This window comes from Bacillus sp. N5-665 (assembly GCF_022637375.2).
Taxonomy (GTDB): Bacteria; Bacillota; Bacilli; order Bacillales; family Bacillaceae_G; genus Bacillus_A; species Bacillus_A wiedmannii.
The window spans coordinates 364,871-378,474 of sequence record NZ_CP093325.1 but is presented as its reverse complement, the minus strand read 5'-3'; the positions used below and the strand labels follow the sequence as shown (position 1 = coordinate 378,474).

The 13,604-nt window shown below is 39.1% G+C and carries 17 protein-coding genes and 1 tRNA gene; 8 read left to right on the top strand and 10 right to left on the bottom strand.

Annotation, left to right across the window (positions count from 1 at the left end):
• Positions 1 to 7: 7 nt before the first annotated feature.
• From gpmI to MNO09_RS04080, 10 genes are all read right to left on the bottom strand, one after another.
• The gene (gene gpmI / locus MNO09_RS04125) at positions 8 to 1,537 is read right to left on the bottom strand and encodes a 2,3-bisphosphoglycerate-independent phosphoglycerate mutase (protein WP_001231145.1); all 1,530 of its coding nucleotides are present in this window, start codon (positions 1,535 to 1,537) and stop codon (positions 8 to 10) included.
• Positions 1,534 to 2,289, bottom strand: coding sequence for a triose-phosphate isomerase (gene tpiA, locus MNO09_RS04120; protein WP_001231043.1), 756 nt, complete (start codon positions 2,287 to 2,289; stop codon positions 1,534 to 1,536). Before tpiA ends, gpmI begins: the two co-directional genes overlap by 4 nt.
• 32 nt (positions 2,290 to 2,321) lie before the next feature.
• Positions 2,322 to 3,506: a phosphoglycerate kinase gene (locus tag MNO09_RS04115; protein ID WP_001036333.1), complete on the bottom strand. Its 1,185-nt coding sequence runs from the start codon at positions 3,504 to 3,506 to the stop codon at positions 2,322 to 2,324.
• A 139-nt stretch (positions 3,507 to 3,645) separates the two neighbouring features.
• Positions 3,646 to 4,650 carry a type I glyceraldehyde-3-phosphate dehydrogenase gene (gene gap / locus MNO09_RS04110; protein ID WP_000161234.1) on the bottom strand — a complete coding sequence of 335 codons (1,005 nt, stop codon included), beginning with the start codon at positions 4,648 to 4,650 and terminating at the stop codon, positions 3,646 to 3,648.
• A gap of 26 nt (positions 4,651 to 4,676) precedes the next feature.
• Positions 4,677 to 5,705, bottom strand: coding sequence for a gapA transcriptional regulator CggR (cggR, locus tag MNO09_RS04105; protein WP_001258183.1), 1,029 nt, complete (start codon positions 5,703 to 5,705; stop codon positions 4,677 to 4,679).
• A gap of 135 nt (positions 5,706 to 5,840) precedes the next feature.
• Positions 5,841 to 6,086: a glutaredoxin family protein gene (locus MNO09_RS04100; protein WP_000869735.1), complete on the bottom strand. Its 246-nt coding sequence runs from the start codon at positions 6,084 to 6,086 to the stop codon at positions 5,841 to 5,843.
• A gap of 9 nt (positions 6,087 to 6,095) precedes the next feature.
• Entirely contained in the window at positions 6,096 to 7,403 is a 1,308-nt protein-coding gene (gene rpoN, locus MNO09_RS04095; RefSeq protein WP_000647950.1) for an RNA polymerase factor sigma-54, read from the bottom strand.
• 272 nt (positions 7,404 to 7,675) lie between these two features.
• The gene (locus MNO09_RS04090; RefSeq protein ID WP_001226875.1) at positions 7,676 to 7,972 is read right to left on the bottom strand and encodes a hypothetical protein; all 297 of its coding nucleotides are present in this window, start codon (positions 7,970 to 7,972) and stop codon (positions 7,676 to 7,678) included.
• Positions 7,973 to 8,152: 180 nt separating this feature from the next.
• Positions 8,153 to 8,228: transfer RNA gene (locus MNO09_RS04085), tRNA-Arg, on the bottom strand.
• 155 nt (positions 8,229 to 8,383) lie between these two features.
• Positions 8,384 to 8,737, bottom strand: a complete 354-nt coding sequence (locus MNO09_RS04080; protein ID WP_000722241.1) for a YxeA family protein — start codon at positions 8,735 to 8,737, stop codon at positions 8,384 to 8,386.
• Between the two features lie 205 nt (positions 8,738 to 8,942).
• On the opposite strand from MNO09_RS04080, the gene MNO09_RS04075 reads away from it, so the two are divergent.
• The 8 genes from MNO09_RS04075 to clpP all read left to right on the top strand — a co-directional run bounded on the left by MNO09_RS04075 (position 8,943) and on the right by clpP (position 13,529).
• Positions 8,943 to 9,149, top strand: coding sequence for a DUF1657 domain-containing protein (locus MNO09_RS04075; protein ID WP_000216166.1), 207 nt, complete (start codon positions 8,943 to 8,945; stop codon positions 9,147 to 9,149).
• Between the two features lie 93 nt (positions 9,150 to 9,242).
• Positions 9,243 to 9,728, top strand: a complete 486-nt coding sequence (locus MNO09_RS04070; protein WP_001228534.1) for a YhcN/YlaJ family sporulation lipoprotein — start codon at positions 9,243 to 9,245, stop codon at positions 9,726 to 9,728.
• 29 nt (positions 9,729 to 9,757) lie between these two features.
• On the top strand, positions 9,758 to 10,234 hold the full coding sequence (gene spoVAC, locus MNO09_RS04065) for a stage V sporulation protein AC (RefSeq protein ID WP_000095399.1): 477 nt from the start codon (positions 9,758 to 9,760) through the stop codon (positions 10,232 to 10,234).
• A complete protein-coding gene (gene spoVAD, locus MNO09_RS04060) occupies positions 10,235 to 11,251 on the top strand; it encodes a stage V sporulation protein AD (RefSeq protein ID WP_000938954.1) in 1,017 nt (338 codons plus the stop codon). It abuts the gene before it with no gap.
• Complete coding sequence (gene spoVAE / locus MNO09_RS04055; protein ID WP_000575918.1) at positions 11,248 to 11,598, top strand: stage V sporulation protein AE; 351 nt, start codon at positions 11,248 to 11,250, stop codon at positions 11,596 to 11,598. Before spoVAD ends, spoVAE begins: the two co-directional genes overlap by 4 nt.
• Before the next feature lie 11 nt (positions 11,599 to 11,609).
• A complete protein-coding gene (locus tag MNO09_RS04050; RefSeq protein WP_000215919.1) occupies positions 11,610 to 11,816 on the top strand; it encodes a DUF1657 domain-containing protein in 207 nt (68 codons plus the stop codon).
• A gap of 20 nt (positions 11,817 to 11,836) precedes the next feature.
• Positions 11,837 to 12,706, top strand: coding sequence for a DUF421 domain-containing protein (locus MNO09_RS04045; RefSeq protein ID WP_000018937.1), 870 nt, complete (start codon positions 11,837 to 11,839; stop codon positions 12,704 to 12,706).
• Positions 12,707 to 12,947: 241 nt separating this feature from the next.
• A complete protein-coding gene (gene clpP, locus MNO09_RS04040) occupies positions 12,948 to 13,529 on the top strand; it encodes an ATP-dependent Clp endopeptidase proteolytic subunit ClpP (RefSeq protein WP_001049163.1) in 582 nt (193 codons plus the stop codon).
• Positions 13,530 to 13,604 lie beyond the last annotated feature (75 nt).

The following is a 13,604-nucleotide window of genomic DNA, read 5'->3' as shown; positions in this document are numbered from 1 at the left end:
AAGCAAATTATTTAATAATTGTTTTACCTGTCATTTCTTTCGGTTGTTCCACATTTAAAAGCGTAAGCATTGTTGGAGCGATATCTCCTAAAATACCACCTTCACGAAGCTCTACATCATTTTTTGTAACGATGAAAGGAACCGGGTTAGTTGTATGAGCTGTCATTGGTCCACCATCAGCAGTTAACTCCTGATCAGCATTACCATGGTCAGCAGTAATAAGTGCTACACCATCTTTTGCAAGAATCGCTTCTACAACTTTTCCTAAACATTCGTCAGTTGCTTCTACTGCTTTAATTGTTGGTTCCATCATCCCAGAATGGCCAACCATATCACAGTTTGCAAAGTTAAGAATGATAACATCATGTTTATCATTTTCGATTTCATTTACTAAAGCGTCCGTTACTTCGTAAATGCTCATTTCAGGTTTCAAGTCATACGTTGCAACCTTCGGTGAGTTAATTAAAATACGCTCTTCTCCTGGGAATTCAGCCTCACGACCACCACTAAAGAAGAATGTAACGTGCGGATACTTTTCAGTTTCCGCGATGCGAAGTTGCTTTAATCCCGCTTGCGCAACAACTTCACCTAATGTGTTATCAAGGTTCATTGGCTTGAATGCCACGTAACCATCTACAGTTTCACTGAAATGTGTCATACAAACGAATTCAGGAATGTGAGGTACTTTTTCACCACGATCGAACTCACGGAAGTCTTCGTTTGTAAATACACGAGCAATTTGAATTGCACGGTCTGGACGGAAGTTATAGAAGATAACTGCATCATCATCATTGATTGTTGCAACTGGCGTGTTATCTTCGTTAACAATTACAGACGGCAATACGAATTCATCATAGATACCGTTCGCATAAGAGTCTTCTACACACTCTTCTGCTGATTTATAAGTAGGGCCTTCACCATTCACCATAGCACTGTAACATTTTTCTACGCGATCCCAACGCTTGTCACGGTCCATGGAGTAATAACGACCAGAGATAGTCGCGAATTGTCCTACTCCTGTTTCTTTAATTACTTCATTTGTTGCATCGATATAACCTTTTGCTGTTTGTGGTCCAACATCGCGGCCGTCTAAGAATGCATGGATATAAACTTTCTCCACGCCTTCTTTTGCTGCTAAGCGAAGAAGAGCAAACATATGGTTCATGTGACTGTGCACACCACCATCAGAAAGTAAACCGAATAAATGAAGAGCAGTACCTTTTTCTTTTACGCTTTTAATTGCATTTTGGAAAGTTTCGTTCTGATCGAACTCACCTTCACGAATTGCAACGTTTACGCGTGTTAAGCTTTGATATACGATGCGGCCAGCACCGATATTTAAGTGACCAACCTCAGAGTTACCCATTTGACCTTCTGGAAGACCTACTTCCTCACCACAAGCTGTAAGCGTTGTGTGAGGGAATTTGTTCCAGTAACCATCAAAATTAGGTTTCTTAGCTTGTGCTACAGCATTCCCATGAGTTTCTTCACGTAGTCCGAAACCATCAAGAATGATTAAAGCTGTTGGCTTTCTCATTTTACCGCCCCCAGAAGACCTAAGAACGAAGCAGGCTCTAAGCTAGCACCGCCAACTAAAGCGCCGTCGATGTCAGATTGTGCCATATACTCTTTAATGTTTTCTGGTTTTACGCTACCGCCGTATTGAATACGAACAGCTTCTGCAGCTTCTGTAGAAACAGCTTCTGCAACAACTTTACGGATGTGCGCACATACTTCGTTTGCATCTGCAGAAGAAGAAGATTTACCTGTACCGATAGCCCAGATTGGCTCATAAGCGATAACAGTTGCTTTAACTTGCTCTTCTGTTAAACCTGCAAGTGCTTTTGTCACTTGACCTGCTACTAGATCAAATGTTTTTCCGCTTTCGCGCTCTTCTAAAGTCTCACCACAACATACGATTGGTGTTAAACCATGTTCAAATGCTGCAAGAGTCTTTTTGTTTACTGACTCGTCTGTTTCAGCAAACATTTCACGACGCTCAGAGTGGCCAAGTACTACGTAGCCTACTTTTAAGTCGCTAAGTGCTACTGGGCTAATTTCACCAGTGAATGCACCATTTTTTTCGAAGTGCATGTTTTGTGCACCTACTTGTAAATCAGTTCCTTCAGTTGCTGCTACTAAACGCTCTAAGAATAGAGCTGGAGAGCAAACTACTGCATCAACAGCTGAAGCTGCTGGGATTTGACCTTTAACTTCCTCTACGAAGCTAACTGCTTCAGATAGAGTTTTATTCATTTTCCAGTTACCTGCGATAATTGGTTTACGCATGCTTTGCACCGTCCTTTTTCTTTGGCTGCTACTTATTTGTCGTTAAGACAAACTACACCTGGAAGCTCTTTACCTTCCATGAATTCTAATGACGCACCGCCGCCAGTAGAAATGTGGCTCATTTTATCAGCCATACCGAATTTTTCAACAGCTGCTGCAGAGTCACCACCGCCGATAACAGAGTATGTATCTTCTGCATCTGCTAATGCTTGTCCTACTGCTTTTGTACCTTCTGCGAATGGAGTCATTTCGAATACACCCATTGGTCCATTCCATACAACAAGCTTAGAATTTTTAATTACATCTGCATAAATTTCACGTGTTTTAGGACCGATGTCCACGCCTTCCCATGTAGAAGGAATAGAGTCGATACCTACGATTTGAGTTGTTGCAGTTTCAGAGAATTCCTCTGTGATTACAACATCAACTGGCATGTAGAAGTTTACGCCTTTTTCTTTTGCAAGTTGCATAAATTCTTTAGCTAGTTCGATCTTGTCGTCTTCACATAGAGATAGACCAATTTCATGACCTAAAGCTTTAACGAATGTGTAAGCAAGTCCGCCACCGATGATTAAGTTATCTACTTTGTCTAATAGATGACGAATTACACCGATTTTATCTTTTACTTTCGCACCACCAATGATAGCTGTGAATGGACGTTCTGGGTTAGAAAGTGCTTTTCCAAGTACATCTAACTCTTTTTCCATTAATAATCCAGATACTGCTGGTAGGTAGTCTGCGATACCTGCTGTAGAAGCGTGAGCACGGTGAGCTGCACCGAATGCATCGTTTACGAAGATATCAGCAAGAGCTGCAAATTCTTTCGCAAGTTCTGCATCGTTCTTTTCTTCGCCCGCATAGAAACGTACGTTTTCAAGAACTAATACGTCGCCTTCGTTCATTGCTGCAACCATTTCTTGTGCAACTGGTCCGAATGCTTCGTCTGCTTTTTTAACATCTTTACCAAGAAGCTCGCCTAAACGTGCTGCTACCGGAGTAAGACGTAATTCTTCTACTGCTTGACCTTTTGGACGGCCTAAGTGACTTGCTAAAATAACTTTCGCACCTTGCTCTACTAAATATTGAATTGTAGGAAGAGCTGCACGGATACGAGTTTCATCTGTAATTTTGCCTTCTTTCATAGGTACGTTGAAATCAACGCGGCAAAATACACGCTTACCTTTTAAATCTACGTCACGAATTGATTTTTTGTTCATTGGATTTCCCTCCGACTACTAGTTAGGATTGACAAAACCCACTCAAAAGCTTAACACATTTGCTTTTAAAACGAAAGAAGAGAGAGAGGGAACAAACCCTCTCCCTCGTTTTGTCATTGATTACTTATATAATTAAGAATTAAAGACCTTTAGAAGTCATGTATGCTGCTAGGTCTACTACGCGGTTAGAGTAACCAGTTTCGTTATCGTACCAAGAAAGTACTTTAACCATGTTACCTTCCATTACCATTGTAGATAATGCATCGATTGTAGAAGAAGCTGTACATCCGTTATAGTCGATAGATACTAATGGCTCTTCGCTGTATCCAAGGATACCTTTTAATTCGCCTTCAGCTGCTGCTTTGAATGCTGCGTTTACATCTTCAACTGTTACTTCTTTGTCAAGTTCAACAACTAAGTCAACAAGAGAAACGTTAGCAGTTGGAACACGTACAGCGCCACCGTTTAATTTACCTTTAAGTTCTGGTAATACTAATGCTACAGCTTTAGCTGCACCAGTAGATGTTGGGATCATGTTTTCAGCTGCTGCACGAGCACGACGTAAATCTTTGTGTGGTAAGTCTAAGATTTGTTGGTCGTTAGTGTAAGAGTGAATTGTTGTCATCATTCCGCGTTTTACGCCGAATTTTTCGTTTAATACTTTAGCGAATGGAGCTAGACAGTTTGTAGTACAAGAAGCGTTAGATACTACGTTGTGGTTAGCTGCATCGTATTGTTCGTGGTTAACACCCATAACTACAGTGATATCTTCGTCAGAAGCTGGAGCTGAGATGATAACTTTCTTAACTGATCCACCTAAGTGTTTTTCAGCGTCTGATTTTTTAGTGAAACGGCCAGTAGATTCTACTACTACTTCTACTCCGTAGTCGCTCCATGGTAATTGAGCTGGGTCACGCTCAGCGATAACTTTAATTTCTTTACCGTTAACAACGATGCTGTTTTCGTTAGCAGATACTTCTGCATTTAAAGTTCCGTGAACTGTGTCATATTTTAAAAGGTGAGCTAATGTTTTAGCATCTGTTAAGTCGTTGATTGCTACTACTTCTACCTCAGAGTTGTTAAGAGCTGCGCGGAATACGTTACGTCCGATACGTCCAAATCCATTAATACCAATTTTAGTCATTTGAATTTCCTCCTTGGGGGATTATATTAAAGGGTAATACCCTTTGTTAACTGTTTTGCTGCACCTTCATCTGTAATTAGAATTGAAGTGTGCCCTTGTTTAATTACAGCCTGTATTGCCTTTGCCTTTGAAGAACCTCCAGCGACTGCAACAACGTGAGATACATGTTGTAAATCCTCAAGTTGCATACCAACTGTTCTTACTTTATGAACAACATTTCCTTGTTCATTAAAGTAGTAACCGAAAGCTTCGCCTACTGCTTCGCTTGCTTGAATCTTTAACCAATCTGCTTCTGAAGTATTTCTGCGACGTGCCATTGTTAACGCATCACCTATTCCATGAATGACGATATTGGAAGATCGAATCAACTCAAGAACTTCTTTCACGGAAGGCTCTGTCACAATAGACGCATATGCTTCGCTACTAACATGGTCTGGAACATACAATAAGCGATAATTACTCATCGTATTTTGCGCCATCTTGGCACAAATGGTATTGGCTTCTAATTCGACGCCCTCTCCAATTCCACCACGCGCTGGGACAAATAGCATATGTAAATCTTTGCAATCAAGCTGCATCATGTCCGCAGCAGCAGCTAGCGTAGTTCCTCCAGCCACAGCAACGATATTATTCGCTGTCAGACGGTCTTTTATACAAGTCACACAAGCACGGCCCATCTCCAGTTTGACCCAAGGTGATTCATCACTATCACCAGGGACAACGAAAACTTCATCCAAGTCTAATGTTTCCTTAAGTTGCTTTTCTAAAACCTTTAACCCGGAAATTTCTTTCATAAAGTCTTCCAAAGCAAGAACTAAAGCTGTTCCTTCTTCTGTCAAAGTCATTCCAGAAGAAGCGACGTGAACTAAGTTTTGTTCTTTCAAAACTTGAACTTCACTTCGCAATACTCGTTCTGTCATACCGAGACTTGCTGACAAGTTTCTTCTTCCAATCGGCTGCATGAGCCTAATGTATTGAAGAATTTGCATTCTCGTTTGCATAACAGGTAGCAGATCAGGTAATAATTTTTTTGTGTTCTGAATCCATGAGCGCATATCTTTTCTCCTCACTACATTGGTTCATTTTTCCTCGTGGTCACCTTACGTCCCGTAGTGACATTTTGTGTCCCACATAGGTTAAAAAAATAATCCCTGCTACGTGTATTATTGTAACAGGAGATAGAAACTTATTCAACTCTTAACTGCATTGTTTATATAGTTTATTATGACACCTTTGTGAATGTTACCATATTCTACCTGTTTCCCGCCTATTTCTACAACCGGAATCATTAAATGATACTTCTCCAAAAGGTCATTATCTTCATATATATCTATTTCCTCGATTTGAAAAGAATATTCATATTGTACTTCCTGTAAAACTTGTTTCGCCTGCACGCAAAGGCCACAATCTTTTTTTGTATACAGTACAACTTTCATATTCTTCACCTATCCGATCGTTTTTCGTAATGACGACGCTGGAATGTGCATTTGTTCTCTATACTTCGCCACTGTTCTTCGAGAAATAATGATTTCATGCTCTTCTTCTAATAATTTTGAAATCTTTTGATCTGAAAGTGGCTTTTTCTTATTCTCTGCCTCAACAAGCTTTTGGATAAATCGTTTCACACGCTTTGTAGAAACTGCTTCATCCTCAGTAGTCGAAACAGCATTACTAAAGAACGATTTCATCTCAAATAAACCGTGTGGTGTTTGCACATATTTATTTCGCGTTGCACGACTAATTGTAGATTCATGCACACTTAACTCTTCCGCTACCTCTTTTAAAGCAAGCGGTTTTAAATATTCTGGACCTTCCCAGAAGAAATCACGTTGTTTTTCCATAATAATAGTCATCACTTGCAGAAGCGTTTGTTTTCTCTGTTTTAAACTGCGCATAATCCACTGCACATGCTGATACTTTTCTGATACGTAAGATGCTACTTCACTTTCACTATTATTCAGAAGCGCACTATACTCAGAATGAATTTCAATTCTCGGCATATTTCTCTCGTTCATTTGTAAAACGAGACGATCACCATCTTTTTTCACCGCCATATCAGGCACAATATAAAGTGGTTTATCAGAAGAAAACGCAAGACCTGGTTTCGGCTGTAATGACGTAATACAGTTCACCGCCGATTGCAATTCTTCATTACTACACTTCAACACTTGAACGAGCTTTCGCCAATCTTTCTTCACGAAATAAGCGAAGTGATCCTCTATAACCTCTTCCGCTAATCCATTCCGTCTTTGTAAGCGCTTCAATTGCAAAGTTAGACATTCCTGAATATTACGCGCTCCTACCCCTGCTGGCTCGAGTGATTGGACAAGCTCTACAGAGCGGTCGACTACATGGATCGGTGCGGAAAGGAGCTCCGCTAACTCTTCGTTCGTTTCTTGTAAATACCCATTTCCATCCATGTTCATAATAATGAAAGAAGCTAATTTTCTCTCTTCTTCATCTATTTTATAATACTGTATTTGATTTAATAAATGTTGTTGAATCGTTGTTGAATCCACACTGTAGATTTCCATCTGATTCTCGACTTGTTTGCTGGTACTTTTACTGTTGTTAGAGCTCTTTTTCTTCTCCCTCTCAAAACCACCTAACTCAATAAGGGGATTCTCTAACGATTGCTCATACAAAAACTCCGATAATTCTTGTACATTATACTGGAGCATTGTAATCGCTTGCCTTAACTCTTGTGTCATTGCCAAACGTAAGCTTTGTTCTTGTAAAAGACTTGCCTTCAAACTAATCTCCCCCTTGTTTCTATTGTACAATAAGTTTGGTAAAAGGAGAATGCTATCACAGACACCCATTCCAAAATATTATTAATTTATATGTATTAATGAGATTTACAACTTACAACCGAAATTTGAATAATATTGAAAGAAAATAATAGCGCGATAAAAATTATTACCACATACTAATAGTAAATCTTATTATCAGATATAACAACCATTAATAAAAAAGGTCTGCACTTATATTTGTAAGTGCAGACCTTTTTATGCAGATAGATTCATTATGCTTCGTTAAATATAACATCCCCTTCTTCAGCAGGCCATTCACCTTCTAATTCCATTTCGTCTAACATCATTTCAGCCGTAAAGACAATCGCTATTAAATCCTTATGGTAGTCTCCGCTAGGCAAATAGTGACTAGGTCCAAAACAATCCCTATCAATTTCTTTATAGTGCAATTCCATATTTAACATGAATTTCAACATCTCATCGCCTGTAATTTCACCAGAATCAGATACAGCAACGGTTCTACGTTCGTTATCCCCTAAAATGCTTAAATATCCACTAATTTTACGCACCTGCAATCCCCTCATACTATAAGTTTTAGATAATTTTAGTATAAACTCATTACAAAATTAACAGAAGAACCTTGTAGGGCCATAACAAAAACCCCCTATACACGATTATTTCTAATCACATACAAGAGGTTGTTTTAAATTTACTATCTATTTTCAACACGTAACACCAACAATACATAACGCGCCCAGAGGGATTCGAACCCCCGGCAGACGTGGTACCGGAAACCACCGCTCTATCCGACTGAGCTATGGGCGCATGATTATAAATTATACTCTATTTTCTCTTCATAATAATAGCAATAAAAACCATTTAAATCAATAAAAACTCTTTGATAGCACATTATATATAAGCTATTTTCTACATAAAAACGCCCCCTAATTTCTACATTTAGGAGGCAATTCTTACCCATCTTATTTATCTAATTTCTCTTTAATCTCTTTTGGGATTTCATTAGGCTGTACTTCTTGATATGTTTCAATATATTCCCCTTTCGTTTTAACCTTTACATATGCTCCCTCTCTAAGCCCACGGGGTGCATAAAACTTAACGTCTCTTCCTTCACCTGAAGCGTAATAACCAGTAAGTTTATAGTCTCCAGCTACCTTACCTACTCTGGATAGTCGACCCGATTCTTTCGCTTTTACATATACAAAGTCCTCTTTTACAAGCGGATTATACCTATCTGTTATCTCATTATGAGAAAAGCTTGCCACACCAATAACTAATATAAATATTCCAATTAAACCTAATAATATTTTTTTCATTTTTCTCTCCTTAAAATATCCTTCTAACTTGTTTTACCTTCTTTATTCTAGGAGAAATAGTTTTTTTCCACTATCGCTTATCCTTACATATTCATTACAAAATTGTAATTTAAACATGATACATCCCTAAAATTCCCAATCATAAATTCACCCCAACTCACAAATTATAATCTTTGAATTGATATTCCAAAGGGGGCTTCATTCAATGACTGTAATTACAAAACTAAAGCAAACTGTTTCTGGATTAAAAAGTGCACAAGCTAGCTTGGAGGGATTCGCTCTTGATACGGATAACCAACAAGCGAAGCAACTTTTCCAAACAGCTGCGCAACAAACGCAAACGATTATCGATTCTTTAAACCCACGCGTTGAAGAAGTCCAACAAGAAGAACCACAATACTCACAGCAATAACAGATTCGTCATGCTGTGAAATAGAAAAAGGATGATATGCAGTCATCCTTTTTCTATCACATTACATATTGCAATAGAAATGGAATGATAATCATGCGAAAACTCGGCCTCATAACCGCTTTATTTGCCCTTCTATGTAGCTCTTTTGCCGGATGTGATAATAGTCCCTTAGATAAAAAAGTGAAAGAAGAAGCAAAACGAACGGAGAAAGAAAAAAGTCCCAAATTAACAAAGACGAGTACGGAATCCTTTAATCAATCTATATCACAAGGAGCCAAGAAAAGGGCTCTCGCTATGGATGAAATTATAAAAAGCACAGCAGTGAATTCAAATTTAGATCTCTACATAGCAGTTCTACCTGAGCATCACGAAAGGTTTGGATTAAAAGCTTTGCGTAAGAAGCTTCAAAAGCAACTAAGTGATGAACATCCTACTTTCGATGTTCGTGTAAGTACAGATAAAAAAATCTTTATGTTACTCGAAAAGCTTGAGAGCAAAATTAAGAAAAAAGAAGTATCTAAAGACGAGATCAATAAGCAATTAAAACTCATTGGGAAAAAAATGGAGTCTAACACTTAACGCTTTTTAATAGAAAAGGAAGGATCGCAATGTCTAGTAAAGATAAGAACTTAACCCCTGTGCAACAAGAGTATAAAAAATTCGAGCAAGAACGCGAACCGAAGCGCCCTGTCTTGAAAAATTGTATTAAAGCCTTTTTCGTCGGTGGTTTTATTTGCTTCATCGGACAACTCATTTCTACGTTTTATATCACATATTTTGATTTCACTGAGCGTTCAGCAGGAAATCCAACAGTCGCAACTCTCATTTTCATTTCCATGTTACTAACTGGATTCGGTATATACGATCGGTTTGGACAGTTTGCTGGAGCAGGCACAGCTGTACCTGTCACTGGATTTGGTAACTCTGTTATTGCCGCATGTATCGAACACCGAACGGAAGGGTTCGTCCTTGGTGTTGGCGGTAACATGTTTAAATTAGCTGGATCCGTTATTTTGTTTGGTGTATTTTCGGCTTTCGTCATCGCACTTATTAAAACGATTCTCGTTCAATGGGGAGGGCTATAAATGTTACAAGGACACCGAACGTGGGTATTTGAAAACAAACCAGTTATTATTTCGACAGGAGTCGTTGGCGGGCCGTTTGAAGCGAAAGGGAAAATCCCAGAAGACTTCGATATCCTTCATGAAGATTTATGGCTCGGACAGGATTCCTATGAAAAAGCACATAAAATTTTATTCGAAGAAGCTTGTAGCCGAGCTACTGAAAAAGCAGAACTTCGTAAAGATGATATCCAATTCGTACTTGCAGGAGATTTAATTAATCAAATTACTCCTACAAGCTTTGCTTGTCGTACACTCGGCACTCCTTATCTTGGATTATTCGGTGCTTGTTCTACTTCTATGGAAGGTTTAGCACTTGGGGCAAGTATCGTAAATGCAAAAGGTGCAAAATATTTATTAACTGGGGCATCAAGCCATAACACCGCGGTAGAAAAACAATTCCGCTATCCAACTGAATACGGCGGTCAAAAGCCTCCTACCGCACAATGGACAGTAACCGGGGCAGGCGCGGCTATTTTAAGTGACACTGGACATGGTCCTAGGGTAACATCTGCAACAATCGGACGAGTGGTTGATATGGGACTAACGGATCCGTTTAATATGGGCGGTGCGATGGCTCCAGCTGCCGTCGATACAATTGAAGCCCACTTGCGCGAACGCCAAATTGATGCCTCTTACTACGATTTAATCGTAACAGGCGACCTAGGACATGTCGGACGCGAAATTGCTTATGACTTACTACATAAACACGGAACAAAAGTGACAAGCGAACAGTTTCAAGATTGCGGGCTACTCATCTATAGAGAAGGACAACCTGTCATAGCTGGTGCTAGCGGACCAGGATGTTCTGCAACAGTTGTATACGGTCATTTATTAAACCGAATGAAAAGAGGAGAGTTCAAAAAAATACTTGTCGTTGCGACAGGCGCTTTACTATCTCCACTTACATTCCAACAAGAAGAAACGATTCCATGTATCGCTCACGCCGTTTCGATTGAATTTGGAGGTGCAACGCAATGATTTTTTTCTGGGCTTTCGTCATCGGCGGACTCATATGTGTAATTGGCCAACTTATGTTTGATGTTGGCAAGCTAACACCCGCTCATACAATGGCAACACTCGTTGTTGCCGGTGCTATACTGGACGGATTCAACCTGTATGAACCATTAATCGACTTTGCTGGAGCCGGGGCAACTGTACCTATTACAAGTTTCGGTAATGCCCTCGTTCACGGCGCAATGGAAGAAGCTGCAAAACACGGCATCGTCGGTGTCATTACGGGAATGTTTAAAGTAACAAGCGCTGGTATTTCTGCTGCTATCATATTCGGATTCATTGGTGCATTACTATTCAAACCGAAAGGATAAGAGGTGTTTGTATGACAGTTATCGCTAGCGTTAAAACCTGCCTTGCTAGTGTAAGGGGCGCTCAAGCAAGTTTAAGCTCCCTTTCACTAAATTCTACAGATAACGAAGCAAAACGCGTATTTCATGAATGTATGTTAGAAATGGACAGCATCATCGCTGATTTACAGAATAGAGTTTCAGTATTAGAACGCGAAGAACCTCAATATAAAGGGTTTTAAGTAGACTGGAGGAAATGACTATGTCTCACCTGCCGGAATGGACACTTGTCATCCTTCGCTCTGTATTCATATTAATTATTTTATTCACTATTACAAAATGCTTAGGAAAAAGACAAATCTCTCAACTTTCCTTTTTTGAATACATAGCGGGAATGACAATCGGTGATATCGCTGCTCAAATATCTACAGGGCTTGATCAAAAGTTTTTCCATGGTGTCTTTGCCATACTTATTTTCGCCTCGGTACCTTTTTTCGTTGGAATTCTTTCCTTAAAAAACAAAACTGCTAGAGACTTTTTTGAAGGAAAGTCTACCGTTTTAATAAAGGACGGCAAAGTACTTGAGGATAATTTAAAGAAAGAGAAATATACAAGTGATGAATTACTTGAACTTCTTAGAGGAAATGGTGCATTCAGTATAGCTGAAGTCGAATTTGCTGTCTTAGAACCGAGCGGAGAATTAAATGTATTATTAAAGAAAGATTCTCAGCCACTTACAGCAAAAGACATCGGGTTAAAAGTACCAAATGAAAAAGAACCGCAAACTGTTATTATGGATGGCAATGTCTTAGATGAACCTCTATCCTCTAGTGGACATAACCGTGCTTGGTTACATTCTGAACTAGAAAAGCTCGGTGTTGTTATTGAAAATGTCTTTCTCGGTCAAGTGGATTCATACGGACAACTTACTATCGACATTTATAATGACAAACTACAAATGCCTTCTCCTCAAAACAAGCCTTTATTATTAGCATCTTTAAAAAAATGTCATGCTGATCTTGAACTATTTTCCCTAGAAACAAAGTCGAAATCAGCAAGCGAAATGTATAGTAAAAACGCAAAACACATCGAAAAGATTTTAAATAAAGTAACCTATCTTTTAAAAGATTAGATATCGAAAGAACGCTTCAGTAAAAAGGCGTTCTTTTCTTTTTGTATGCAGCTTTCATGACGTTTAAATTTATGTAATTCGGTTATGATGTTGAAGATACATAAGCAGGGAATTTCAAAAACATAGCGAATAATTCATGGTACAACTACATATTTTTTTGATTTAAAGTGGTTTCGTTTGACCTTTATTGACCATAATTGTATTATAAGACTAAGAAAGCTTTAGAAGGAGGAAATAACAGATGAATTTAATTCCTACAGTAATTGAACAAACAAATCGTGGAGAACGCGCTTACGATATTTACTCTCGACTATTAAAAGACCGCATCATTATGCTTGGTAGTGCAATTGATGACAACGTAGCTAACTCAATCGTTTCCCAGCTTTTATTCTTGGAATCTCAAGATCCAGAAAAAGATATTCACATCTACATCAATAGCCCTGGTGGTTCTATCACAGCAGGTATGGCAATTTACGATACAATGCAATTTATTAAACCACAAGTATCAACAATCTGTATCGGTATGGCTGCATCTATGGGTGCATTCTTACTTGCAGCAGGTGAAAAAGGAAAACGTTATGCACTTCCAAACAGTGAAGTAATGATTCACCAACCACTTGGTGGAGCACAAGGTCAAGCGACTGAAATCGAAATCGCTGCAAAACGTATCCTATTCTTACGTGAAAAACTAAACCAAATTCTTGCTGACCGCACAGGTCAACCACTTGAAGTACTACAACGCGACACAGACCGCGACAACTTCATGACAGCTGAAAGAGCTCTAGAATACGGCTTAATCGATAAGATCTTTACAAATCGTTAATACTTAAAAGCGGAAGCGGCTCGTTCAGAATCGCAGGACGATGGAGCCCCTGATTCCGAGGCGCTTTTTGCCTCG